The sequence below is a fragment of the Vibrio mytili genome, from assembly GCF_049563345.1.
GTDB classification, from domain to species: Bacteria; Pseudomonadota; Gammaproteobacteria; order Enterobacterales; family Vibrionaceae; genus Vibrio; species Vibrio mytili.
In genome coordinates, this window is record NZ_CP110481.1 from 238467 (window position 1) to 261652 (window position 23186).

General features: G+C 45.9%; 36 protein-coding genes. 31 read left to right on the top strand and 5 right to left on the bottom strand.

From position 1 onward, the window contains the following. Nucleotides 1-212: 212 nt before the first annotated feature. Both cytR and priA read right to left on the bottom strand, forming a co-directional pair. Nucleotides 213-1220, bottom strand: coding sequence for a DNA-binding transcriptional regulator CytR (cytR, locus tag ONE56_RS01115; protein ID WP_415679443.1), 1008 nt, complete (start codon nucleotides 1218-1220; stop codon nucleotides 213-215). 338 nt (nucleotides 1221-1558) lie between these two features. Further along, nucleotides 1559-3760 carry a primosomal protein N' gene (gene priA / locus ONE56_RS01120; RefSeq protein ID WP_423840116.1) on the bottom strand — a complete coding sequence of 734 codons (2202 nt, stop codon included), beginning with the start codon at nucleotides 3758-3760 and terminating at the stop codon, nucleotides 1559-1561. Nucleotides 3761-4054: 294 nt separating this feature from the next. Between priA and rpmE the strand changes: the two genes are divergently transcribed. The 29 genes from rpmE (at nucleotide 4055) to rplQ (ending at nucleotide 18396) form a co-directional block, all read left to right on the top strand. Continuing rightward, nucleotides 4055-4273: a 50S ribosomal protein L31 gene (gene rpmE / locus ONE56_RS01125; RefSeq protein WP_041156803.1), complete on the top strand. Its 219-nt coding sequence runs from the start codon at nucleotides 4055-4057 to the stop codon at nucleotides 4271-4273. Nucleotides 4274-4712: 439 nt separating this feature from the next. Next, on the top strand, nucleotides 4713-5024 hold the full coding sequence (gene rpsJ, locus ONE56_RS01130; RefSeq protein WP_004410492.1) for a 30S ribosomal protein S10: 312 nt from the start codon (nucleotides 4713-4715) through the stop codon (nucleotides 5022-5024). 14 nt (nucleotides 5025-5038) lie between these two features. Continuing rightward, nucleotides 5039-5668 (top strand): 50S ribosomal protein L3, encoded by a 630-nt coding sequence (gene rplC / locus ONE56_RS01135; RefSeq protein ID WP_041156802.1) that lies wholly within the window; start codon nucleotides 5039-5041, stop codon nucleotides 5666-5668. A gap of 17 nt (nucleotides 5669-5685) precedes the next feature. Next, a complete protein-coding gene (gene rplD, locus ONE56_RS01140; protein ID WP_041156801.1) occupies nucleotides 5686-6288 on the top strand; it encodes a 50S ribosomal protein L4 in 603 nt (200 codons plus the stop codon). Then, nucleotides 6285-6587, top strand: coding sequence for a 50S ribosomal protein L23 (gene rplW, locus ONE56_RS01145; RefSeq protein ID WP_004398471.1), 303 nt, complete (start codon nucleotides 6285-6287; stop codon nucleotides 6585-6587). Before rplD ends, rplW begins: the two co-directional genes overlap by 4 nt. A 15-nt stretch (nucleotides 6588-6602) precedes the next feature. Then, a complete protein-coding gene (gene rplB / locus ONE56_RS01150) occupies nucleotides 6603-7427 on the top strand; it encodes a 50S ribosomal protein L2 (RefSeq protein WP_041156800.1) in 825 nt (274 codons plus the stop codon). A 20-nt stretch (nucleotides 7428-7447) separates the two neighbouring features. Continuing rightward, the gene (rpsS, locus tag ONE56_RS01155; protein WP_041156799.1) at nucleotides 7448-7726 is read left to right on the top strand and encodes a 30S ribosomal protein S19; all 279 of its coding nucleotides are present in this window, start codon (nucleotides 7448-7450) and stop codon (nucleotides 7724-7726) included. Nucleotides 7727-7736: 10 nt separating this feature from the next. Further along, complete coding sequence (gene rplV, locus ONE56_RS01160; RefSeq protein WP_041156798.1) at nucleotides 7737-8069, top strand: 50S ribosomal protein L22; 333 nt, start codon at nucleotides 7737-7739, stop codon at nucleotides 8067-8069. 18 nt (nucleotides 8070-8087) lie between these two features. Continuing rightward, nucleotides 8088-8786 carry a 30S ribosomal protein S3 gene (rpsC, locus tag ONE56_RS01165; RefSeq protein WP_041156797.1) on the top strand — a complete coding sequence of 233 codons (699 nt, stop codon included), beginning with the start codon at nucleotides 8088-8090 and terminating at the stop codon, nucleotides 8784-8786. A gap of 11 nt (nucleotides 8787-8797) precedes the next feature. Beyond that, nucleotides 8798-9208 (top strand): 50S ribosomal protein L16, encoded by a 411-nt coding sequence (rplP, locus tag ONE56_RS01170; RefSeq protein WP_005379577.1) that lies wholly within the window; start codon nucleotides 8798-8800, stop codon nucleotides 9206-9208. Beyond that, nucleotides 9208-9399 carry a 50S ribosomal protein L29 gene (gene rpmC / locus ONE56_RS01175; protein ID WP_005379576.1) on the top strand — a complete coding sequence of 64 codons (192 nt, stop codon included), beginning with the start codon at nucleotides 9208-9210 and terminating at the stop codon, nucleotides 9397-9399. Before rplP ends, rpmC begins: the two co-directional genes overlap by 1 nt. Continuing rightward, a complete protein-coding gene (rpsQ, locus tag ONE56_RS01180) occupies nucleotides 9399-9653 on the top strand; it encodes a 30S ribosomal protein S17 (protein ID WP_041156796.1) in 255 nt (84 codons plus the stop codon). The genes rpmC and rpsQ overlap by 1 nt, the downstream gene beginning before the upstream one ends. A 163-nt stretch (nucleotides 9654-9816) precedes the next feature. Continuing rightward, a complete protein-coding gene (rplN, locus tag ONE56_RS01185; RefSeq protein ID WP_004410450.1) occupies nucleotides 9817-10188 on the top strand; it encodes a 50S ribosomal protein L14 in 372 nt (123 codons plus the stop codon). 13 nt (nucleotides 10189-10201) lie between these two features. Beyond that, nucleotides 10202-10519, top strand: coding sequence for a 50S ribosomal protein L24 (gene rplX / locus ONE56_RS01190; RefSeq protein ID WP_041156795.1), 318 nt, complete (start codon nucleotides 10202-10204; stop codon nucleotides 10517-10519). Between the two features lie 47 nt (nucleotides 10520-10566). Then, entirely contained in the window at nucleotides 10567-11106 is a 540-nt protein-coding gene (gene rplE, locus ONE56_RS01195; protein WP_041156794.1) for a 50S ribosomal protein L5, read from the top strand. Nucleotides 11107-11123: 17 nt separating this feature from the next. Then, entirely contained in the window at nucleotides 11124-11429 is a 306-nt protein-coding gene (rpsN, locus tag ONE56_RS01200) for a 30S ribosomal protein S14 (RefSeq protein WP_004410442.1), read from the top strand. Nucleotides 11430-11458: 29 nt separating this feature from the next. After that, on the top strand, nucleotides 11459-11851 hold the full coding sequence (gene rpsH, locus ONE56_RS01205) for a 30S ribosomal protein S8 (protein ID WP_009707834.1): 393 nt from the start codon (nucleotides 11459-11461) through the stop codon (nucleotides 11849-11851). A 13-nt stretch (nucleotides 11852-11864) separates the two neighbouring features. Further along, nucleotides 11865-12398 carry a 50S ribosomal protein L6 gene (gene rplF, locus ONE56_RS01210; RefSeq protein WP_041156793.1) on the top strand — a complete coding sequence of 178 codons (534 nt, stop codon included), beginning with the start codon at nucleotides 11865-11867 and terminating at the stop codon, nucleotides 12396-12398. 9 nt (nucleotides 12399-12407) lie between these two features. Continuing rightward, nucleotides 12408-12761: a 50S ribosomal protein L18 gene (gene rplR / locus ONE56_RS01215; RefSeq protein ID WP_005435088.1), complete on the top strand. Its 354-nt coding sequence runs from the start codon at nucleotides 12408-12410 to the stop codon at nucleotides 12759-12761. A 14-nt stretch (nucleotides 12762-12775) separates the two neighbouring features. Continuing rightward, nucleotides 12776-13279 (top strand): 30S ribosomal protein S5, encoded by a 504-nt coding sequence (rpsE, locus tag ONE56_RS01220; protein WP_004745894.1) that lies wholly within the window; start codon nucleotides 12776-12778, stop codon nucleotides 13277-13279. A gap of 7 nt (nucleotides 13280-13286) precedes the next feature. Continuing rightward, on the top strand, nucleotides 13287-13463 hold the full coding sequence (rpmD, locus tag ONE56_RS01225) for a 50S ribosomal protein L30 (protein ID WP_005379565.1): 177 nt from the start codon (nucleotides 13287-13289) through the stop codon (nucleotides 13461-13463). 5 nt (nucleotides 13464-13468) lie between these two features. Continuing rightward, a complete protein-coding gene (gene rplO, locus ONE56_RS01230; RefSeq protein ID WP_041156792.1) occupies nucleotides 13469-13903 on the top strand; it encodes a 50S ribosomal protein L15 in 435 nt (144 codons plus the stop codon). Nucleotides 13904-13923: 20 nt separating this feature from the next. Then, entirely contained in the window at nucleotides 13924-15258 is a 1335-nt protein-coding gene (secY, locus tag ONE56_RS01235; RefSeq protein WP_041156791.1) for a preprotein translocase subunit SecY, read from the top strand. A gap of 38 nt (nucleotides 15259-15296) precedes the next feature. Further along, nucleotides 15297-15410, top strand: a complete 114-nt coding sequence (gene rpmJ, locus ONE56_RS01240) for a 50S ribosomal protein L36 (protein WP_000868186.1) — start codon at nucleotides 15297-15299, stop codon at nucleotides 15408-15410. A 149-nt stretch (nucleotides 15411-15559) separates the two neighbouring features. Next, nucleotides 15560-15916, top strand: a complete 357-nt coding sequence (gene rpsM, locus ONE56_RS01245) for a 30S ribosomal protein S13 (RefSeq protein ID WP_017051447.1) — start codon at nucleotides 15560-15562, stop codon at nucleotides 15914-15916. An 18-nt stretch (nucleotides 15917-15934) separates the two neighbouring features. Beyond that, nucleotides 15935-16324: a 30S ribosomal protein S11 gene (gene rpsK / locus ONE56_RS01250; RefSeq protein ID WP_001118870.1), complete on the top strand. Its 390-nt coding sequence runs from the start codon at nucleotides 15935-15937 to the stop codon at nucleotides 16322-16324. A gap of 27 nt (nucleotides 16325-16351) precedes the next feature. Next, nucleotides 16352-16972: a 30S ribosomal protein S4 gene (gene rpsD, locus ONE56_RS01255; RefSeq protein ID WP_014230671.1), complete on the top strand. Its 621-nt coding sequence runs from the start codon at nucleotides 16352-16354 to the stop codon at nucleotides 16970-16972. Nucleotides 16973-16996: 24 nt separating this feature from the next. Continuing rightward, nucleotides 16997-17989 carry a DNA-directed RNA polymerase subunit alpha gene (locus ONE56_RS01260; protein WP_014230672.1) on the top strand — a complete coding sequence of 331 codons (993 nt, stop codon included), beginning with the start codon at nucleotides 16997-16999 and terminating at the stop codon, nucleotides 17987-17989. Between the two features lie 26 nt (nucleotides 17990-18015). Beyond that, nucleotides 18016-18396, top strand: coding sequence for a 50S ribosomal protein L17 (rplQ, locus tag ONE56_RS01265; RefSeq protein WP_005383141.1), 381 nt, complete (start codon nucleotides 18016-18018; stop codon nucleotides 18394-18396). A 92-nt stretch (nucleotides 18397-18488) separates the two neighbouring features. Here the strand turns inward: rplQ and ONE56_RS01270 are convergent, their stop codons facing one another. Beyond that, the gene (locus tag ONE56_RS01270; RefSeq protein ID WP_331437179.1) at nucleotides 18489-18968 is read right to left on the bottom strand and encodes a DUF2780 domain-containing protein; all 480 of its coding nucleotides are present in this window, start codon (nucleotides 18966-18968) and stop codon (nucleotides 18489-18491) included. A gap of 446 nt (nucleotides 18969-19414) precedes the next feature. Then, on the bottom strand, nucleotides 19415-20035 hold the full coding sequence (locus ONE56_RS01275) for an FKBP-type peptidyl-prolyl cis-trans isomerase (RefSeq protein ID WP_041156790.1): 621 nt from the start codon (nucleotides 20033-20035) through the stop codon (nucleotides 19415-19417). Between the two features lie 244 nt (nucleotides 20036-20279). On the opposite strand from ONE56_RS01275, the gene ONE56_RS01280 reads away from it, so the two are divergent. After that, nucleotides 20280-20894, top strand: a complete 615-nt coding sequence (locus ONE56_RS01280; RefSeq protein ID WP_041156789.1) for a LysM-like peptidoglycan-binding domain-containing protein — start codon at nucleotides 20280-20282, stop codon at nucleotides 20892-20894. Nucleotides 20895-21000: 106 nt separating this feature from the next. Here ONE56_RS01280 and ONE56_RS01285 read toward each other — a convergent pair whose 3' ends face one another. After that, nucleotides 21001-21468 carry a GNAT family N-acetyltransferase gene (locus tag ONE56_RS01285; RefSeq protein ID WP_041156788.1) on the bottom strand — a complete coding sequence of 156 codons (468 nt, stop codon included), beginning with the start codon at nucleotides 21466-21468 and terminating at the stop codon, nucleotides 21001-21003. A gap of 145 nt (nucleotides 21469-21613) precedes the next feature. Here ONE56_RS01285 and dbpA point away from each other — a divergent pair, with 145 nt between their 5' ends. Further along, on the top strand, nucleotides 21614-22993 hold the full coding sequence (dbpA, locus tag ONE56_RS01290; RefSeq protein WP_331437178.1) for an ATP-dependent RNA helicase DbpA: 1380 nt from the start codon (nucleotides 21614-21616) through the stop codon (nucleotides 22991-22993). Nucleotides 22994-23186: the final 193 nt, after the last annotated feature.

Consider the following 23186-nt stretch of genomic DNA (forward strand, 5'->3'; position numbering starts at 1 on the left):
CGATCTAGATAGTGGCCTTTGTATTTGTGGTTTGGGAATACAGAGCGCTGCGCTTCTAGATCACGGAGGTGTTTGCCGTGAGTCCTGTATTCCGTAACCCGTATTCCAAGGCCACATACACCAGAATCGCCTTTGTTCACTGTAACTTCAGCGAGTACGCCTAGGACCTAGAACCTAGAACCTAGAACCTAGGATCCTAGGACCTAGTTTTTCTACCTCATCGCTGGTGGCGCGGCACTACCTCGAACGACGAGGCGTGTATCAAGTAGACGCGAGCCCGAATTAACGTTGTGGCCTTTGAGCAGATCGAGCATCATCAACATGGCTTGGCGACCAATCTCGTAGCGGGGTTGCGAGATAGTCGTTAACGGTGGATCGCTGTATTGAGCGAAGTTAATGTCATCGAATCCCACTACTGACAGATCCTGTGGTACACGTAAACCCAAACGCTTCGCTTCTTGAATGGCACCGATAGCGATGGTGTCACAGTGACAGAAGATAGCCGTTGGCGGTTCAGGTAACTCAAGTAATTGACGCACTGCACGTGCGCCGCCGTCAAAAGAAAATTCAGTCACGACGCTGTAGAGTTCTTCTTTAGCGATTCCAGAGCGACGAAGCGCTTGTTGATACCCTTGTTGGCGAAATTGGCACAATGCTGCGCTTTCTGGCCCTGAGATTTGGGCAATGCGTTTATGCCCTAATTGGGTCAGGTAGTTAACGGCTTCAAAGGCTGAGGTCAGGTTATCGATATGTACTGTTGGCAGTTCAAGCTCTGGGGCAAACTCACAAGCCATGACCATGGGAGGAAGATTTTTTTGTTCTGGCTTACTGACGTCAAAAGGTAAGTCAGTGCCGAGCAGGAGCATGCCATCCGCTTGCTTGGTAAACACTAAATTTACAAACGAGTTTTCACGTTTCTTTTGCTTGCCGCTATCGCCTAACAAGACCAAATAACCGTGTTCCATCGCCGCGTCTTCGATCCCACGGATGATTTCAGAAAAGTAAGGATCGCAGATGTCAGGAACGATAGTGACAATCGTTTTTGATTCATTTCGACGTAAGTTACGCGCCAATGAATTTGGCGAGTAACCGGCCTCGAGAACGGCGTCCTCGACTCTTTTCCTAGTCGAAGATGAAACCTTTTCTGGATTCATCAAGGCTCGTGAGACTGTCGCTGTCGACACTCCCGCCAGCTGGGCAACATCCTTCATTGTCGCCATAATGTTCTAACCTCTCAAATGTTTTGGACGATATCCACTCGTCGTCGCTACACCGCATATTGCTGTGTTATCCATCTCTGAATGCGTTGCGACTGTTTGTACGCGATGAATGACTTGTTCGCGATGAAATGACGGCTGCCGATGCATCTTTATCACCGCATCGATGGGTATCGCTTTCTTAGTTATTGCAATCTAAGGATTTAAGCCTTAGATGATTGACCATTTGGGATAGTTTATTCGTTTCTGTAGCAAAAGTTACGGTCTATTTAACAAAAAATGCATTCCTAGTGTGATTTGACTCACATCAAAAGGTGATTAGTTACATAGTTAAACGTTTGCTAACTGAGATCCTGTGGTTCTATGTCTAAATTCCAACGGACTTTCTTAGCATTCGGTAATAGCTCAATCGCTGGCTTGGCACTGGTTAGTAACTTTTGCATGAGAGAGCGGTGCTGGGTTTGCAACAAAAGTTGCCACCGGTATTTTCCTGCACGTTTGGCTAACGGTGATGGAGTAGGGCCCAATACCAAACAGCTATCATCAAAGAGTGGGTGTGACTCTAAAGTGAAGCGAACTTGGCGCAAAAAGTCTTCAACAATCTCACTTTGATTCGCTTCCGCTTTAAACAAAGTCAAAAAACTGTATGGCGGCAGTTGGGCAAGCTTACGCTCTTCCAGTGCGGTCATTGCAAAGTGGCGATAGTCTTTTTGCAGCAGCGCTTGTAATAAGCTGTGCTCAGGGTGATGGGTTTGTAAAATGACTTCGCCTGGTTTGCTTGCACGGCCTGCGCGACCTGCGACTTGTATAAACAGTTGGGCTAAACGCTCAGAGGCACGAAAGTCACTGCTATATAAAGAACCATCGACATCCAACAAAGCGACCAAGGTAACATTGGGGAAGTGATGTCCTTTAGCAAGCATCTGGGTGCCAATTAAAATTTGATATTCGCCTTTACGAATCGATTCGAGTGCATCTTCTAGGCTACCTTTGCGGCGTGTGCTATCTCTATCAATCCGAATCGCTTTGTATTCTGGAAAAAGCTGAGCGAGTTGCTGTTCTAGCTGTTCTGTCCCAACCCCAACCGTCACCAACTGGGTAGAGCCACATCCCTGACACTGATGAATCACTGGCTGCTGTGAACCGCAGTGATGGCAGCGTACCTCGTTGCTGTATTGATGAAAGGTGTAATAGGCATCGCAACGTTTACACTCCGCAATCCACCCACATTCGTGACACATCAGGGCGGGAGAAAAGCCTCGACGGTTAAGAAACAGCATCACCTGATTGCCAGCTTTCAAATGTTTGCGCATTTCGGCAATTAAGGGGGCAGACAGGCCACTTTCTAAGTAATGTCCTTTGACATCGAGCACTTTGTTGGTTGTTGGTACCGCAGAGCCTGCTCGTTGCGTTAATGTCAGGTGGTGGTACTTACCGGATAGCGCGTTGTGCAATGTTTCGAGTGCAGGCGTTGCTGAGCCCAGCACTATCGGCACTTGCTCTTTGTGCGCGCGCATCACGGCGACATCACGAGCGTGATAGCGCAAACTGTCTTGCTGTTTGTACGACGAGTCGTGTTCCTCATCGACAATAATAATACCGAGGTCGGCAAACGGCGTCAGGAGCGCTGAGCGTGTACCAATGATAATGCCCGCCGCTTTATCTCGTGCCGATAACCAAGCATTTAAACGTTCCGTTTCATTTAAACCTGAGTGAATGACATCCACTGGGACATTAAAGCGACGCTTGAAACGGTTGATGGTTTGCGGGGTTAGGCCGATTTCCGGCACTAATACCAACGCTTGTTTACCTTGCTCTAAAACGGGTTTAATTAGGTTAAGATACACTTCGGTTTTGCCTGAGCCAGTGACCCCCTCTAATAAATAACAGGCGAACCCAGTTTGGCTATTCACACTGGCAATTGCGAGGGCTTGTTCGTGATTAAGCTTTGGTTTGTCGACGTCATTTTCTACCTGATGCTGCCATTTGGTGACCATAGGTTTTTTCTCGATGCGCTCAATCCATCCTTTATCTTCAAGCGTATTGAGCACTGTCGATGTGATTTCTTGCTCGGTCAACTCTTGGTGAGGAATTGGCCCTTGGCTCATCATTTGCAGGGCACGTTGCTGTTTGACCGCTCGCCCCAAACCCTGCATTAGCTTATTTTTACCTTGCTCGGTGATTTGCCATTCTTGTAGCGTGGCAAAATCCGCTGGTTTCCCTTTGCGTAATGCACCTGGCATGGCGTTGTGTAATGTATCGCCGAGTGGATATTGATAAAACTGGCTGCACCAAGTCAGTAAGGAGTAGAGTTTCTCTGACCAGATTGGCTGCGAATCTAACACCGCTTTTATCGGTTTGAGTTGCTCTACAGGAAAGTCTGAATGATTCACCATCGCGGTTACGATACCAACTAAGGTTTGACGACCAAAAGGAACCGACACGCGCCCACCAATAATCGGAAACAAATGTCCCGGGATGGCATAATCAAACTGTTTGTCGAGTGGTACGGGTAGTGCCACTCTGGCGATGGATGGACGCATAGGTAGTTAGCTACATATAAAAGAGGGAAGAGGTTAGAGTCTATTAAAATCGGCATGAAAATTCGAGTAAACCTGCATGCTAACGTCGTAAACTCGCCAGTGCGCGCTGCTTGACTAAAAAAGTGGCGAAAAAGTTATCAAATAAGTTGATCCCTGCTATTCGATTCATTAGTATATCGCGCCTTGAGATATGGCTTCGGCAATCAGCCAAAGCGGTATCGACTTTTGATGTTAATTGCGTGTGGTGTGCGGCATAGACTCGTATAGCGACACGGCCTACTTTGAGGTTATCCTATGAAACCTGGTATCCACCCAGAATACAAAGCAGTAAAAGCGACTTGTTCTTGCGGCAACTCTTTTGAGTTCAACTCTACTCTAGGTAAAGAGTCAATCCACCTAGACGTATGTGACAAGTGCCACCCATTCTACACTGGTAAGCAACGTATCGTTGATACAGGCGGCCGTGTTGATCGCTTCAACAAGCGTTTTGGTGCACTATCAAGTAAGAAATAATAGCCGTCGCTATTACGATTACAGTTTAAGAAAGGGACGCTTCGGCGTCCTTTTTGTTTTGTAGGTAGCTTGCGTGCCGGATAAATTCGATTATTTTTCATTCGGTGCTTGCAACCTAAAGTGCGATCTGTATAATGCAGCGCACTGGTTAAGCCAGTTGTGAACCAATGAGCAGTGAGGAGCGAGTAAATCTAAGGATTTACGAGGTAATGTATACTCAGCTTATGTTCGCGGTTAATACAATTAGCTATCTTTTCTTCGGAAAAACTATCCCCAGAGGTGACTCTGGTATGTAGGGATAGTTAATCGAAAATTAACTGACAATGCGTCCTAATCTTGGATGCTACGGTTTCACATAAATCAATCGGCATTCTCTCGTCTTGACGAGTTTGAGTGGCGATATTGTTTGTGTAATTTATTAAATTTGGAGCTCTGTCTCATGCAGAACCAACGTATCCGTATCCGCCTAAAAGCTTTCGATTACAAACTAATCGATGCTTCTACAGCGGAAATCGTTGAAACAGCTAAGCGCACTGGCGCACAGGTTCGTGGTCCAATCCCACTGCCAACTCGTAAAGAGCGTTTCACAGTTCTTATCTCTCCACACGTTAACAAGAAAGCTCGTGACCAGTACGAAATCCGTACTCACAAGCGTCTAATCGACATCGTTGAGCCAACAGACAAAACTGTTGATGCTCTAATGCGTCTAGACCTTGCTGCGGGCGTTGACGTTCAAATTAGCCTAGGTTAAGGGAGATTAGAAGTATGATTGGTCTAATCGGTCGTAAAGTGGGCATGACCCGCGTATTTACTGAAGACGGCGTTTCTATCCCAGTAACTGTTGTTGAGGTTGAAGCAAACCGCGTTTCTCAAGTGAAAACTCTTGAAACTGACGGTTACACAGCAATCCAGGTTACTGCTGGTTCTAAGAAAGCTAGCCGCGTAAACAAAGCTGAAGCAGGTCACTTTGCTAAAGCTGGTGTTGAAGCTGGCCGCGGTCTTTGGGAATTCCGTTTAGAAAACGGCGAAGAGTTCGAAGTTGGTTCAGAACTAACTGTTGAACTATTCAACGAAACTAAGAAAGTAGACGTTACTGGTACATCTAAGGGTAAAGGTTTCCAAGGCGCTGTTAAGCGTTGGAATTTCAGCACTCAAGATATGACACACGGTAACTCATTGTCTCACCGTGCTCCTGGTTCTATCGGTCAATGTCAGACTCCAGGTCGCGTATTTAAAGGCAAGAAAATGGCAGGTCACATGGGTGCAGAGCGTGTAACGACTCAAAACCTAGAGATCGTACGTGTTGACGCTGAGCGCAACCTGCTTCTTATTAAAGGTGCAGTCCCAGGCGCAACTGGCGGCAACGTGATCGTTAAACCAGCTGTTAAAGCATAACGTCTCAGGAGTAAGTAATGGAACTAATGGTTAAAGGTGCCGATGCACTAACTGTTTCCGAAACTACTTTCGGACGTGAGTTTAACGAAGCTCTTGTACACCAAGTAGTTGTTGCATTTGCAGCAGGTGCTCGTCAAGGTACTCGTGCTCAAAAAACACGTTCAGAAGTTTCTGGCGGTGGCGCTAAGCCATGGCGCCAAAAAGGTACTGGCCGTGCGCGTGCTGGTACAATTCGTAGCCCAATCTGGCGTTCAGGTGGTGTTACTTTTGCTGCGAAACCACAAGATCACAGCCAAAAAGTAAACAAAAAAATGTACCGTGGTGCTATGAAGAGCATTCTTTCTGAGCTAGTTCGTCAAGAGCGTCTAATCGTTGTTGATAACTTCTCAGTTGAAGCACCAAAAACTAAAGAGCTTGTAGCTAAGCTTAAAGAGCTTGAGCTAACAGACGCGCTTATCGTGACTAGCGAAGTAGATGAGAATCTATTCCTAGCTGCTCGTAACCTATACAAAGTTGACGCACGTGACGTTGCTGGTATCGACCCAGTTTCACTAATCGCGTTCGACAAAGTTGTAATGACTGCAGAAGCAGTTAAGCAAGTTGAGGAGATGCTAGCATGATCACTGAAGAGCGTATCCTAAAAGTTCTACGTGCACCGCACATCTCTGAAAAAGCAACTATGGCAGCTGAGAAAGCGAACACTATCGTTTTCAAAGTAGCTAAAGATGCAACTAAGAAAGAGATCAAAGCAGCTGTAGAAAAGCTATTTGAAGTTGAAGTTAAGTCTGTAAATACTCTTATCACTAAGGGTAAGACCAAACGTCAAGGTCTACGCCAAGGTCGCCGCAGCGACGTTAAGAAAGCGTACGTTACTTTGAAAGAAGGTCAAGATCTTGACTTCGTTGGCGGCGCGGAATAACAGGAGTAGTTAAGAATGGCTATTGTTAAATGTAAGCCGACTTCCCCTGGTCGTCGTCACGTTGTTAAAGTTGTTAACGCTGACCTACACAAGGGCAAGCCGTACGCTCCACTTCTAGAGAAAAACTCTAAGAACGGTGGTCGTAACAACAAAGGTCGTATCACAGTACGTCACATCGGCGGTGGTCACAAGCACCACTACCGTGTAGTTGACTTCAAACGTACAAAAGACGGTATCCCAGCGACAGTTGAGCGTCTTGAATACGATCCAAACCGTAGCGCAAACATTGCTCTAGTTCTTTACAAAGACGGTGAGCGTCGCTACATCCTAGCACCTAAAGGTGTTGTAGCTGGTGATGTTATTCAGTCTGGTGTTAACGCACCAATTAAAGCTGGTAACACTCTACCAATGCGTAATATCCCAGTAGGTTCAACAGTACATAACGTTGAACTTAAGCCTGGTAAAGGTGGTCAGCTAGCTCGTTCGGCTGGTGCTTACGCTCAAATCGTTGCTCGCGACGGTGCGTACGTAACTATCCGTCTACGTTCTGGCGAGATGCGCAAAGTTCTTTCTGAAGGCCGTGCAACAATCGGTGAAGTTGGTAACTCTGAGCACATGCTACGTGAACTAGGTAAAGCGGGTGCATCACGTCATCGCGGTATCCGTCCAACGGTTCGTGGTGTTGTAATGAACCCGATCGACCACCCACACGGTGGTGGTGAAGGCCGTACATCTGGTGGTCGTCACCCAGTATCTCCTTGGGGTATGCCAACTAAAGGCTTCAAGACCCGTAAGAACAAACGCACTGACAAGTACATCGTACGTCGTCGTAACAAGTAATCTATATAAGAGGATAAGCCATGCCACGTTCTCTCAAGAAAGGTCCATTTATTGACCTACACTTGCTGAAGAAGGTAGAGAAAGCGGTGGAAAGCGGAGACAAAAAGCCTATTAAGACTTGGTCCCGTCGCTCAATGATCATCCCTACGATGATCGGTTTGACCATCGCTGTCCATAATGGTCGTCAGCACGTACCAGTATTTGTAACTGATGAAATGATCGGTCACAAACTGGGTGAATTTGCACCTACACGCACTTACCGCGGCCATGTTGCGGATAAGAAAGCTAAGAAGCGCTAAGGAGTAGATAATGGAAGCAATTGCTAAACATAACTTTGCTCGCATTTCGCCTCAGAAAGCTCGCTTAGTTGCGGATCAAATCCGTGGTAAATCTGTTGACCAAGCTCTAGAAATCCTAACTTTCAGCAACAAAAAAGCTGCTGTATTAGTTAAGAAAGTTCTTGAGTCAGCTATCGCAAACGCGGAGCACAACGAAGGTGCAGATATCGACGATCTATCAGTCGCTAAAATCTTCGTAGATGAAGGCCCTACCATGAAGCGTATTATGCCTCGTGCTAAAGGTCGTGCGGATCGTATCTTGAAGCGTTCAAGCCACATCACTGTTGTTGTAGCAGACGCTTGAGACTAGGAGAGTAAGCAAATGGGTCAAAAAGTACATCCTAATGGTATTCGTCTAGGCATCGTTAAGCCTTGGAATGCTACATGGTTTGCTAACACCAAAGAGTTCGCTGACAACCTAGACGGCGACTTCAAGGTACGTCAGTTCTTAACTAAAGAACTGAAAAAAGCGTCTCTTTCACGCATCGTTATCGAGCGTCCTGCTAAGAGCATCCGTGTGACTATTCACACTGCTCGTCCAGGCGTAGTTATCGGTAAGAAAGGTGAAGACGTTGAAAAGCTACGCGCAGCTGTAGCGAAAATTGCAGGTGTACCAGCGCAAATTAACATCGCTGAAGTACGTAAGCCTGAGCTAGATGCGCAACTTGTTGGTGACAGCATCGCGTCTCAGCTAGAGCGTCGTGTTATGTTCCGTCGTGCTATGAAGCGCGCGGTACAAAACGCAATGCGTCTAGGTGCTAAAGGTATCAAAGTGGAAGTAAGCGGTCGTCTAGGCGGCGCTGAAATCGCACGTTCAGAGTGGTACCGTGAAGGTCGTGTGCCTCTACACACTCTACGTGCTGACATTGATTACGCAACTTCTTCGGCTCACACCCAATACGGTGTGATCGGCATTAAAACTTGGATCTTCAAAGGTGAGATCCTAGGTGGTATGCCGGCAGCTAACGCTGTTGAGCCAAAAGGCGATAAGCCTAAGAAGCAGCGCAAAGGCCGTAAGTAAGGAGTCGACAGATGCTACAACCTAAACGTACTAAGTTCCGTAAGGTTCAGACTGGTCGTAACCGTGGTCTAGCTAAAGGTACTGATGTAAGCTTCGGCGAATTCGGTCTTAAAGCTGTTGGCCGTGGTCGTCTAACTGCTCGTCAAATCGAAGCGGCACGTCGTGCAATGACACGTCACGTTAAGCGTCAAGGTAAAATCTGGATCCGTGTGTTCCCAGACAAACCAATCACAGAAAAACCACTTGAAGTTCGTCAAGGTAAGGGTAAAGGTAACGTTGAGTACTGGGTAGCCCAAATCCAACCTGGAAAGGTAATGTACGAAATGGGTGGTGTACCTGAAGAATTGGCACGTGAAGCGTTCCGTCTAGCGGCACGTAAACTGCCTTTCAAAACTACATTTGTAACTAAGCAGGTGATGTGATGAAAGCACAAGATCTACGCGAGAAAAGCGTTGAAGAGCTTAACGCTGAGCTAATGAATTTGCTACGTGAACAGTTCAACTTGCGCATGCAAGCTGCAACTGGTCAGCTACAGCAAACTCATACTCTGAAAGCTGTACGCCGTGATATCGCACGTGTGAAAACTGTTTTGACTGAGAAGGCAGGCGCATAATGAGCGAAGTAAAACGTACTCAACAAGGTCGTGTTGTTAGCGACAAGATGGACAAGTCTATCACTGTTGCAATCGAACGTTTCGTAAAACACCCAATTTACGGTAAGTTCGTGAAACGCACAACTAAAGTACACGCACATGACGAGAACAACGAGTGTGGCCTAGGCGACACAGTTGAAATCGCAGAGTGTCGTCCATTGTCTAAGACTAAGTCTTGGACTTTGGTAAAAGTTCTAGAAAAAGCGAAGATTTAATCTCGTTGGTTCTATGAAAAGCAAGCGGCTCCAAAAAATATTTTGGAGCCGTTTATTTTTTGACTACCCAATCACAAAAAAGGGTGGTACAATTCGCGTCCCTTTTAAAGAGGCAGCCCGACCCGTGATGGGTCTAGTTATTAATATTTAGCGGAGCACTAACATGATCCAAATGCAAAGTATGCTGGACGCAGCTGATAACTCAGGCGCACGCAGCGTAATGTGTATTAAGGTTCTGGGTGGCTCTCACCGCCGTTATGCACATATCGGTGACGTCATCAAAGTTACTGTCAAGGAAGCAATTCCTCGCGGTAAAGTTAAGAAAGGTGACGTTCTGAAGGCGGTGGTAGTGCGCACCCGTAAAGGCGTACGTCGTCCTGACGGTTCTGTCATTCGCTTCGACCGAAATGCTTGCGTATTGCTTAATGACAATACTGAGCAACCAATCGGTACACGTATCTTTGGTCCTGTGACACGCGAACTTCGTGGCGATAAGTTCATGAAGATCGTTTCACTGGCTCCAGAAGTTCTGTAAGGAGCACGTAGAAATGGCAGCTAAAATCCGTCGTAACGACGAAGTAATCGTTCTTGCTGGTAAAGACAAAGGCAAGAAAGGTAAAGTAACTAAGGTTCTAGCAACTGGTAAAGTTATCGTTGAAGGCATCAACCTTGTTAAAAAACACCAAAAGCCGGTTCCGGCTCTAGGTCAACAAGGTGGCATCGTTGAACAAGAAGCAGCTATTGATGTTTCTAACGTTGCAATCTTTAACGCAGCTACTGGTAAAGCTGACCGTATCGGTTTCCGTTTTGAAGACGGCAAGAAAGTTCGTTTCTTCAAGTCTAACGGCGAAACCGTTTCTAACTAATTCCTATTTCTTTCGAGAAATAGATAGAAGTAATTTGGAGTTCTACTATGGCGAAACTGCATGATTACTACAAGTCGTCTGTAGTCGCTGAACTGACCAAACAGTTCGGTTACACAAGCGTCATGCAAGTCCCTAGAATCGAGAAAATCACCCTTAACATGGGTGTTGGTGAAGCAATCAACGATAAGAAACTGCTAGAAAATGCGGCGTCTGATATGGCAACGATCTCTGGTCAAAAGCCACTTATCACAAAAGCGCGCAAATCTGTTGCAGGTTTCAAAATCCGTGAAGGCTACCCTATCGGTTGTAAAGTAACCTTGCGTGGCGAACGTATGTGGGATTTTCTTGAGCGTTTGATTAACATCGCTCTTCCACGTGTACGTGACTTCCGTGGCGTTAGCGCTAAGTCTTTTGACGGACGCGGTAACTACAGCATGGGCGTTCGCGAGCAAATCATCTTCCCGGAAGTCGACTTTGATAAAGTTGATCGAGTACGCGGTTTAGACATCACTGTAACGACGTCTGCTGGTACTGATGAGGAAGGCCGTGCTCTGCTGGCTGCCTTTAACTTCCCATTCCGTAAGTAAGGTGAAGGGTTACTGTTATGGCTAAAAATTCAATGAAAGCACGTGAAGCTAAACGTGCAAAGCTTGTAGCTAAGTTCGCTGAAAAGCGTGCGGCGCTAAAAGCTATCATCAGCGATGTAAACGCATCTGAAGAAGATCGTTGGAACGCAGTTCTAACACTGCAATCTCTTCCACGTGATTCAAGTGCATCTCGTCAGCGCAACCGTTGTAACCAAACTGGTCGTCCACACGGTTACCTACGTAAATTCGGTCTGAGCCGTATCAAAGTTCGTGAAGCTTGCATGAAAGGCGAGATTCCTGGACTTCGTAAGGCTAGCTGGTAATTGCCACTTAATCATTTGGAGTAAATCATATGAGCATGCAAGATCCGATTTCGGATATGCTGACCCGCGTTCGTAACGGTCAGGCAGCAAACAAAGTTGCTGTAAAAATGCCTTCTTCAAAGCTTAAAGTTGCAATTGCTGCACTACTAAAAGCTGAAGGTTACATCGTTGACTTCGCTGTTGAAGGCGAAGCAAAACCTGAGCTAGAAGTTACACTTAAGTACTTCCAAGCAAAACCAGTAATCGAGCAACTTAAACGTGTTTCTCGTCCAGGTCTACGTGTTTACAAGAAGAAAGATGATCTTCCTTCTGTAATGGGTGGTCTGGGTATTGCTATCGTTTCTACTTCCAAGGGTCTTATGTCAGACCGCGCTGCACGTAAAGCAGGTCTTGGTGGTGAAATCATCTGCTACGTAGCTTAATAAGGAGTAGACTATGTCTCGTGTTGCAAAAGCACCTGTCGCTATTCCAGCTGGCGTAGAGGTGAAACTAAACGGCCAAGAAATCACTGTAAAAGGTGCTAAGGGCGAACTAACTCGCGTTCTTAACAACGCTGTAGTTATCGCTCAGGAAGAAAACAACCTTACTTTCGGTCCTAAAGAAGGTGTTGATAACGCTTGGGCACAAGCAGGTACTGCTCGTGCACTAGTTAACAACATGGTTGTTGGTGTTACTGAAGGCTTTACTAAGAAGCTAACTCTTAAAGGTGTTGGTTACCGTGCTGCTATTAAAGGCAACGCTGTAGGTCTAACACTAGGCTTCTCTCACCCAGTTGAGCACGAGTTGCCAGCGGGTATTAAAGCCGAATGTCCAAGCCAAACTGAAATCGTGATCACTGGTGCTGACAAGCAACTAGTTGGTCAGGTTGCGGCTGACATTCGTTCTTACCGTCAGCCTGAGCCTTACAAAGGTAAAGGTGTTCGTTACGCAGATGAAAATGTGCGTACTAAAGAAGCTAAGAAGAAGTAAGGTAACACTATGGATAAGAAAGCATCTCGCATCCGTCGTGCTACACGCGCACGTCGTAAGATTGCAGAACTGGGTGCGACTCGCCTAGTTGTACACCGTACTCCTCGTCACGTGTACGCACAGGTTATCGCGGCTAACGGCTCTGAGGTTATCGCAGCAGCTTCTACTGTAGAAAAAGCGATCCGTGAGCAAGTGAAATACACTGGTAACGTTGATGCAGCAAAAGCAGTAGGTAAAGCTGTTGCTGAGCGCGCTCTTGAGAAGGGCGTAACTGCAGTTGCATTTGATCGTTCTGGTTTCCAATACCACGGTCGAGTAGCGGCGCTAGCAGAATCTGCTCGCGAAGCTGGTCTGAAATTCTAAGGTAGGGTTGGAAGATGGCTAAAGAACAACAAGTTCAAGCGAATGATTTGCAAGAAAAATTAATCGCAGTTAACCGTGTTTCTAAAACGGTTAAAGGTGGTCGAATCATGAGCTTCACTGCACTAACAGTTGTTGGTGACGGTAATGGTCGTGTAGGTTTCGGTTACGGCAAAGCTCGTGAAGTACCTGCAGCGATTCAAAAAGCAATGGAAAAAGCGCGTCGTAACATGACTACGATCGCTCTAAACGAAGGCACTCTTCACCACCCAGTGAAAGGTCGCCACTCGGGCTCTAAAGTTTACATGCAGCCTGCAGCAGAAGGTACTGGTGTTATCGCAGGTGGTGCGATGCGTGCAGTACTAGAAGTTGCTGGTGTACACAACGTACTATCTAAAGCATACGGTTCTACGAACCCTATCAACATCGTTCGTGCAACGATCGATGCACTAGGTAGCATGAAGTCACCAGAAATGGTTGCTGCTAAACGTGGTCTAACTGTTGAATCTATTTCGGAGTAAGAACACCATGGCAACTATTAAAGTAACTCAAACTAAAAGCTCAATTGGTCGTCTACCTAAGCACAAAGCTACTTTGCGTGGTCTAGGTCTTCGTAAAATCAACCACACAGTAGAACTTGAAGATACACCGTGTATTCGCGGTATGATCAACAAGGTTTACTACATGGTTAAAGTTGAGGAGTAATCAGAATGCGTTTGAATACTCTAGCACCGGCTGCTGGCGCGAAAACTTCTGCGAAGCGAGTAGGTCGTGGTATCGGTTCAGGCCTAGGTAAAACTGGTGGCCGTGGTCACAAAGGTCAAAAATCACGTTCTGGCGGCAGTGTTCGTCCAGGTTTCGAAGGCGGTCAGATGCCTCTGAAACAACGTCTACCAAAATTCGGTTTCACTTCTCGTAAGAGCCTAGTGTCTGCTGAAGTTCGTCTAGCTGAGCTAGCGAAAGTTTCTGGTGACGTAGTTGATCTAAACAGTCTTAAAGCTGCTAACGTTATCACTAAGAACATCGAATTTGTAAAAGTTGTTCTTTCTGGTGAAATTAACAAAGCTGTGACTGTGAAAGGTCTACGTGTGACTAAAGGCGCTAAAGCTGCAATCGAAGCTGCAGGCGGTAAAATCGAGGAATAATCTCGAGGAACGAGGTACAGATGGCTAAGAAACCAGGACAAGATTTTCGTAGTGCTCAGAGCGGCTTAAGTGAACTAAAGTCGCGCTTATTATTCGTAATTGGTGCACTTTTAGTATTCCGAGCAGGCTCTTTTGTGCCGATTCCTGGTATTGACGCTGCTGTACTTGCCGATTTGTTCGACCAGCAAAAAGGTACCATCGTTGAAATGTTTAACATGTTCTCCGGTGGTGCTCTTGAGCGTGCATCTATATTAGCATTGGGCATCATGCCGTATATTTCGGCATCTATTGTTGTCCAATTGCTGACTGTAGTTCATCCAGCGTTAGCTGAACTCAAAAAAGAGGGTGAAGCAGGCCGTCGTAAGATAAGCCAATATACACGCTACGGCACGCTTGTACTTGCAACATTCCAGGCTATAGGTATTGCAACAGGCTTACCAAACATGGTCGATAATCTGGTTGTTATCAACCAAACCATGTTTACGCTAATTGCTACCGTAAGTTTAGTAACCGGCACCATGTTCCTAATGTGGTTAGGTGAACAAATTACAGAGCGTGGAATTGGTAACGGTATTTCGTTGCTAATTTTTGCAGGTATTGTTGCTGGATTGCCTTCTGCAATCGGTCAAACAATCGAGCAAGCGCGTCAAGGTGAATTGCATGTACTTCTTCTGTTGTTGATTGCGGTACTATCTTTTGCAGTTATTTACTTCGTTGTTTTCATGGAGCGTGGTCAACGTCGAATCGTTGTAAACTATGCGAAGCGTCAACAAGGACGTAAAGTGTTTGCTGCACAAAGTTCTCACTTGCCACTTAAGATTAATATGGCAGGTGTAATACCAGCAATTTTTGCATCAAGCATTATCCTGTTCCCAGGGACACTGGCTCAGTGGTTTGGTCAGAACGGTGAGAGCAGCGCGTTCGGTTGGTTAACTGACGTGTCTTTGGCTCTTAGCCCAGGTCAACCGCTGTATGTAATGCTTTATGCAGCAGCAATTATCTTCTTCTGCTTTTTCTACACGGCGTTGGTTTTCAACCCGCGTGAAACAGCAGATAATTTGAAGAAGTCCGGTGCATTCGTACCCGGTATCCGCCCAGGTGAGCAGACAGCGAAATACATAGATAAAGTGATGACACGTCTTACCCTAGCAGGTGCACTGTACATTACCTTTATCTGTCTGATTCCCGAGTTCATGATGGTCGCGTGGAACGTACGTTTCTACTTCGGCGGTACATCACTACTTATCGTAGTGGTTGTAATTATGGACTTTATGGCACAGGTACAGACTCATCTGATGTCTCAACAGTATGATTCTGTGTTGAAGAAAGCGAATCTGAAAGGCTACGGCCGTTAATCCGGCGGTAGACTCAGTTTCATTTACGGAGTTTAGCAATGAAAGTTCGTGCTTCCGTTAAAAAAATCTGCCGTAACTGTAAAGTAATCAAGCGTAACGGTGTCGTTCGCGTGATTTGCAGTGAGCCAAAGCATAAACAACGCCAAGGCTAATTAGCAGAAATTTTTACTTGAAAATGAAGGATAGGTCGAGTATATTCCTCGGCCTACCTTTTGCGTGCAAAAGAAGTAGTATTCCGCAGCGTATCCATAACGGGCTTTGCTGCGGCTAATTCTTTTATAGAAACACTTAGGAGTGAATAATGGCCCGTATAGCAGGCATTAACATTCCTGATCAAAAACATGCTGTAATCGCACTAACTGCGATCTTCGGCATCGGTAAAACTCGCTCTCAAGCTATCCTAGCTGAAGTGGGCATTGCTGAAAATGTTAAGATCAGTGAACTAACTGAAGAGCAGATCGATCAACTGCGTGATGGTGTAGCTAAGTACACTGTAGAAGGTGATCTACGTCGTGAAGTTTCCATGAACATCAAGCGTCTTATGGACCTTGGCTGTTACCGTGGTCTTCGTCATCGTCGCAGTCTACCACTACGTGGACAGCGTACTAAAACCAACGCTCGCACCCGTAAGGGTCCGCGTAAGCCGATCAAGAAATAATCGGGAAGGTAGAGTACAATGGCTAAACAACCAACTCGCGCTCGTAAGCGCGTACGCAAGCAAGTTGCAGATGGCGTTGCGCACATCCATGCTTCTTTCAATAACACAATCGTAACCATTACTGACCGTCAAGGTAACGCTCTTGCATGGGCTACTGCAGGTGGTTCTGGTTTCCGTGGTTCTCGTAAGTCTACTCCGTTCGCTGCACAGGTTGCTGCTGAACGTTGTGCAGAAATGGCTAAAGAATACGGCCTAAAGAACTTGGAAGTTATGGTTAAGGGTCCTGGTCCAGGTCGCGAATCTACTGTTCGTGCACTAAACGCCGCTGGTTTCCGTATCACAAACATTGTTGATGCTACACCAATCCCTCATAACGGTTGTCGTCCACCTAAGAAACGTCGCGTATAACGTTTCTAGGACAATTGGAGAAGAATCATGGCAAGATATTTGGGTCCTAAGCTGAAGCTTAGCCGTCGCGAAGGCACTGACTTGTTCCTTAAGTCTGGTGTTCGCGCGATCGATACCAAGTGTAAAATTGATAACGCACCAGGTGTACACGGCGCTCGTCGCGGTCGTCTATCTGAGTATGGCGTTCAGCTTCGTGAGAAGCAAAAAGTTCGTCGTATGTACGGCGTTCTAGAAAAACAATTCCGTAACTACTACAAAGAAGCTGCTCGCCTTAAAGGCAACACTGGTGAAAACCTGCTTCAGCTTCTTGAAGGTCGTCTTGATAACGTAGTTTACCGCATGGGCTTTGGCGCAACTCGCGCAGAAGCACGTCAGCTAGTTAGCCACAAAGCTATCCTAGTAAACGGTAAAGTTGTAAACGTTCCTTCTTTCAAAGTAGCGGCTAATGACGTTGTTTCTATCCGCGAGAAAGCTAAACAGCAATCTCGTATTAAAGCAGCTCTAGAAGTTGCAGAACAACGTGAAAAACCAACTTGGATTGAAGTCGATGGTGGCAAGATGGAAGGTACATTCAAGCGTATGCCTGAACGTTCAGATCTATCAGCTGACATCAACGAACAATTGATCGTCGAGCTTTACTCTAAGTAAGGTTTAAACTAAAGAGAGGACACAATGCAGGGTTCTGTAACAGAATTTCTTAAGCCACGTCTAGTTGACATCGAACAAATCAGCTCGACTCACGCAAAAGTAACTCTTGAGCCATTAGAGCGTGGCTTTGGTCATACTCTGGGTAATGCACTTCGCCGCATTCTTCTATCTTCTATGCCTGGTTGTGCAGTCACAGAAGTAGAGATTGAAGGTGTACTTCACGAGTACAGCACTAAAGAAGGTGTACAAGAAGATATTCTTGAAATCCTTCTAAACCTTAAAGGTTTGGCTGTGCGTGTCGCTGAAGGCAAAGATGAAGTGTTCATTACTTTGAACAAATCAGGCTCGGGCCCTGTGGTTGCAGGTGACATCACCCATGATGGTGATGTAGAGATCGCTAACCCTGAACACGTTATTTGTCACCTAACGGATGACAACGCTGAAATCGCAATGCGTATTAAAGTAGAACGTGGTCGTGGTTACATTCCAGCTTCTGCGCGTATCCATACTGAAGAAGATGAGCGTCCAATCGGTCGCCTACTAGTAGATGCTACTTACAGCCCAGTAGACAAAATTGCCTACGCTGTAGAAGCAGCTCGTGTAGAACAACGCACCGATCTAGACAAGCTTGTTATCGATATGGAAACAAACGGTACTCTAGAACCTGAGGAAGCTATCCGTCGTGCAGCTACTATTTTAGCTGAACAATTGGATGCGTTCGTAGATCTTCGTGATGTACGAGTTCCTGAGGAGAAGGAAGAGAAGCCAGAATTCGATCCGATCCTACTGCGTCCTGTAGACGATCTTGAACTAACAGTTCGCTCTGCTAACTGTCTGAAAGCAGAAGCGATTCACTACATCGGTGATCTAGTACAACGCACTGAGGTTGAGCTACTTAAAACGCCTAACCTTGGTAAAAAATCTCTTACTGAGATTAAAGACGTACTTGCGTCACGTGGTCTTTCTCTGGGCATGCGCTTAGAAAACTGGCCACCTGCATCAATCGCTGAAGATTAATCGATACTAGTTAGAAGGATTAGGTCATGCGCCATCGTAAGAGTGGTCGTCAACTCAACCGCAACAGCTCACATCGCAAAGCGATGTTCAGCAACATGGCTAGCTCTCTAGTACGTCATGAAGTTATCAAGACTACTTTGCCAAAAGCAAAAGAGCTACGTCGCGTAGTTGAGCCTTTGATTACACTAGCTAAGACTGACAGTGTTGCTAACCGTCGTCTAGCATTTGCACGTACTCGTGACAACGAAGTAGTTGCAAAACTATTTAACGAACTAGGTCCACGTTTTGCTGCTCGTCAGGGCGGTTACACTCGTATCCTAAAAGCTGGCTTCCGTGCTGGTGATAAAGCTCCAATGGCTTACATTGAGCTTGTAGATCGCCCAGCTGCTGAAGAAGCTGCTGAGTAATCAGTTCGTAAGAACGAAAAAGCCGAGCATTAGCTCGGCTTTTTTGTGTCTGTAATATAGATGAAGAGCACTTCTTCAATATTTCTCAGTCATCAATCTGCAGTTGTCCACAAACCTCCGAGTGAGTTTAACAACCCATCACTTGCCCCTTGCTCTCCTAGATATTGAATAATCACTGGTGCGAACTGAGCTATCATGGCCGGGTCTATCCCTAATTGGTCAAATGCACTTTGCACCCCACTTAGGCTATCGACACTGCCTAATAAGCCTTGTGCATCACCTAGACTCGATAGACCTGGGATGAGTGATTCTAACTCGTTGCTATTTTCTGCAGAGAGTTGGCTTTGCGCCATTGCCAATAATGCACTACTGCCACCGGCTGCTTGCTCTGTCGATACCGGAAGTTTGCTCGTTAGTACATTCGTCAACGGCGAAGATTCCATTGCTAAGCTTTCACCGACCATATCCATTAATCCGCTCTCATTTGCTTTATCGGTTACAGAGTCAAGAAAGGCGTGGGCGCTGCCGATATTCATCGATAGCAACGCGAGCGCTAGGAGTGTTTTACGCATAGTACCTCCAATGGTTGAGCGTATTTTATGTTATACCAACGCCAGCGTTATTTTTGTGGTGAACGATCTGGAGCTGGTATTCGTTTTAATTCTATACCAATAGTAGTGGCTCGTCGGTGTTTGTTGCGAAGATACATCAATAAGTTTGTTAAGAAATTGACAACTAAAACAGAGAGCTACTGTTTATACTTACCTTATGAAGTAAGTGGTTAGAACCTACTTCAAAACGGAAGTCGCTTAGAGCAAGGCCTAGATTGCAGCAACGAGAACGAGTTATTCGAATTACAAAACCTATAACGCCGCTATCAGTGATTTTAACTAGTAGGAATGATTCAATACTTATGTAGATTGGGATTAGTTGTCTTGATATTACTGAACCAGTCCAGCAAACATAAAAAAAGCGTCGCAGGTGCGACGCTTTATCAATCGAAATGAACGGTCATTTCTTATAGGATATCAAGTAGTTCTACTTCGAATACCAATGCTGCGAATGGTGGGATAGCAGCGCCAGCGCCACGCTCACCGTAGGCAAGATCTTGTGGTACGTAAAGTTTCCACTTAGAACCAACAGGCATTAGTTGCAGTGCTTCAACCCAGCCTTTGATTACGCCAGTTACCGGGAACTCAGCAGGTTGACCACGAGATACTGAGCTATCAAATACCGTACCGTCTGTTAGCTGACCGTGGTAGTGAACACGTACAGAACTTTCTGAAGTTGGTACTTCACCTGTACCTTCAGAAACAACTTCGTATTGAAGGCCTGATTCAAGAACCGTTACTTCTGGACGTAGTGCGTTATCTTTTAGAAATGCGTCGCCTTCTGCTGCCGCTACTTTAGCCGCTTCTTGACGAGCCGCTTCCGCGCGAGTGTGAATCTCTTGCAGTGCTGCGTTGATCTCATCAATTTCGATAGCTGGCATATCACCAGTGAGTGCTGTAGCAATACCTGCCGCGATAGCATCGACGCTTAGGCCTTCTAGACCAGAACCAGCAAGTTGTTGACCCATTTGCAGGCCAATGCCGTAGCTTGCTTTTTGTTCTGCAGTTTCAAATTTAATTTCAGACATGAATGTCGCTCTTATTAGGAGTGTTTGAAGGCACAGGATATCAGTTTCGCGCTTAGGTTTAAATGATTGAGCGTAATTGTGTCCTGTGAGCATGGGTGTAACCATTGATGGTGTGACTTATCTCTTACTCCAAGTGAATTTTCTGCTAATTTCACTTAAATACCATTTTAGTTTGGTGAAAAACATATACTCTCCGCGCTGGTATTTTTATACTGGCAGTAGAAGTATTAAGGGGCTCATTAGAATGAATCGTCGCAGAAAGAAAAAGCAGCAAGTTGATTATGTAGAATTGGCTAAGCAAAAGTTCGCTGCTATCAACTGGAAGCAGCCGTTCAGCAAAAGTCAGTGGTTGGCGCGTATCAAACCGGTCACACTGTTTTGGCAGCGCTTGCCTAAATTTCATCAGCGCGTGCTGATGGTGCTTGTTCCCTTGTTTCTATTGCTTTTTGTCATACCTATGCCGCAGACAACGGAAGGGAGTAGGACCGAAGAACTTGCTGAACAGAGTCCTCAGGCAGATCATCAAAGAGTCGCTATTGAGTTAAACACCCAAAGTTTAAGTCAGCAAAGGACATCGCAAAACTCAGGTCCGAAATCTGAAAGCTGGAAGGAATACCAAGTGAAAAATGGGGATACGCTTGCGCAAGTTTTCCGAAATAACCAGCTTTCCATGGCAGATCTGAGTGCGTTGGTCAAAATCGAAGGCAGCGATAAGCCATTAAGTCACATCAAGCAGGGACAGCTCATTCGTTTCAAGTTTTCTGAAGATGGGCAGCTAGATATGTTGCAGTTAGATAAAAGCGATCACTCGGTGATGTTTTTTCGTCTATCGGATGGTACGTTTGGTCGCAATAAATAGCGGCGCGCTAAGCCAGTTACTTAAGCTGTGACAGTGATTTAGAAGAAAGACGCGCATGTACCGCGTCTTTTTTATTTGTTTTGGTCAATTGTTTTATCAACAGGGACTAATTTGTATTTGTGGTGGGCTCTCTGCGCATGTCGATGTGGGGTATACCATCTTCAAGATAACTATCAGAAATAGCATCAAATCCGTGGCGAGCGTAATATTGAGCAAGGTGCTGCTGTGCTCCAATATCGATGGTTTGACCTGGCCATAACGTTTCACAGTGTAGCAGTGCTTGTTCGAGCAGTTGGTGACCTAGGCCGCCTCCACGTGCCGTTTTTTTCGTGATTACGCGACCGATACTGACATTTTCGTAGCTTATTCCCGCAGCGAGTAAACGTGCGCAGGCTACCAACTCTTCGTCGCGATAGCCTAGTAGATGATAAACACCTTCAAGTGTATCTTTGCCGTCAAGCTCTGGATAGGGACAGGTTTGCTCTACGACAAAAACATCAACCCGCAATCGCATTAGCTCGTACAATTGATGTGTTGTCAGTTGAGAAAAAGGTAAAGCGATCCAGGTGAGCATGAGTACAATTCCGTTATTTGAGTCGAGTGATTGATTTTACTTGGTTTTCGATTAATGCTCATTAGCCATGTTGAATTTTAACTGGCGTTTCTGGCAAATCAGTCGATAATGTCCGATCTCATTCATCCCTCCTGAGGATACATCTGTGACCAAACCAACCTTTGACCAAGTTGAGCTAAACCCTGCGCTATTAGCGACGCTTGAATCTCTCAATTACACCCATATGACGCCAATTCAAGCATTGAGTTTGCCTGCCATTCTTAAGCAGCGTGATGTGATTGGACAAGGGAAAACGGGGTCTGGTAAAACTGCCGCATTTGGCCTTGGGGTATTATCCAACCTGGATGTGAAGCGTTTTAGAGTCCAGTCATTGGTTTTGTGTCCTACTCGCGAGTTAGCCGATCAAGTTGCGAAAGAAATTCGTACCTTAGGGCGTGCTATTCACAATATTAAGGTGCTTACCCTGTGTGGTGGTATGCCTATGGGGCCTCAAATTGGCTCACTGGAGCATGGCGCACACATCTTAGTCGGAACACCTGGTCGTATTTTGGATCATCTTGAGAAAGGCAGAATCAATCTTAACGAACTGAACACCTTGGTGCTGGATGAAGCAGATAGGATGCTGGACATGGGCTTCCAAGATGCACTAGATGCAATTATCGATGCCGCGCCCAAGCAGCGACAAACGTTGCTATTCAGTGCGACTTTCCCTGAGAAAATCGAACACATTGCGCAGCGTATTATGCAGTCACCGGAAGTGATAAAGGTGGAGTCGACGCATGATACATCAAGCATTGCTCAGCACTTTTACAAAGTTGAAGGCTCTGAAGCACGCGATGAGGCTCTAGCTAACTTGTTACTTACTCATCAGCCAGAATCCGCGGTGGTTTTCTGTAATACCAAAAAAGAGGTTCAGAGCGTCGCTGATGAACTGCATCACAAAGGGTTTAGCGTGATTGATATTCACGGAGACCTTGAACAGCGTGAACGCGACCAAGCACTAGTACAGTTTGCTAACAAGAGTGTTTCCATCCTGGTCGCAACAGACGTAGCGGCACGTGGTCTGGACGTAGACAACCTCGACGCGGTATTTAACTTTGAGCTGTCTCGTGATCCAGAAGTCCACGTACACCGTATCGGTCGTACTGGCCGTGCAGGCAGTAAAGGATTGGCATTCAGCTTCTTTGGTGAAAAAGACGGCCTGCGTGTTGCTCGCATTGAAGAATACTTAGAGATGGATATCGTGCCAGCCACGTTACCAACGAAGTCAAATCAGCAGCCATACCAGGCAAAAATGGTGACGATCAATATTGATGGCGGCAAGAAACAAAAAGTTCGCCCAGGCGATATTTTAGGTTGTTTGACTGGAAAAAATGGTATTCCAGGCTCACAAGTCGGCAAGATTCATTTGTTCCCAATGCGCGCTTATGTCGCGGTTGAGAAGTCTGCCGCCAAAAAAGCCCTACAAACCATCAGTAATGGTAAGATGAAAGGGCGTCAGTTCCGCGCGAGGATTTTGAAATAGGTGTACTGAAAGGTCCTAGGTTATAAACAGAGGTCCTAGGTTAAAGGTCCTAGGTTAAAGGTCCTAGGCCCTAGGGGAGCGCGCTGTAACCACTGTGTGAAACGTATCATTTATATTTGTTGTTTTGGATTACGGAGCGCTTCGCTTACAGATGACGGAAGGTCTTTAACATCCGTATTCTGTATTCCGTATT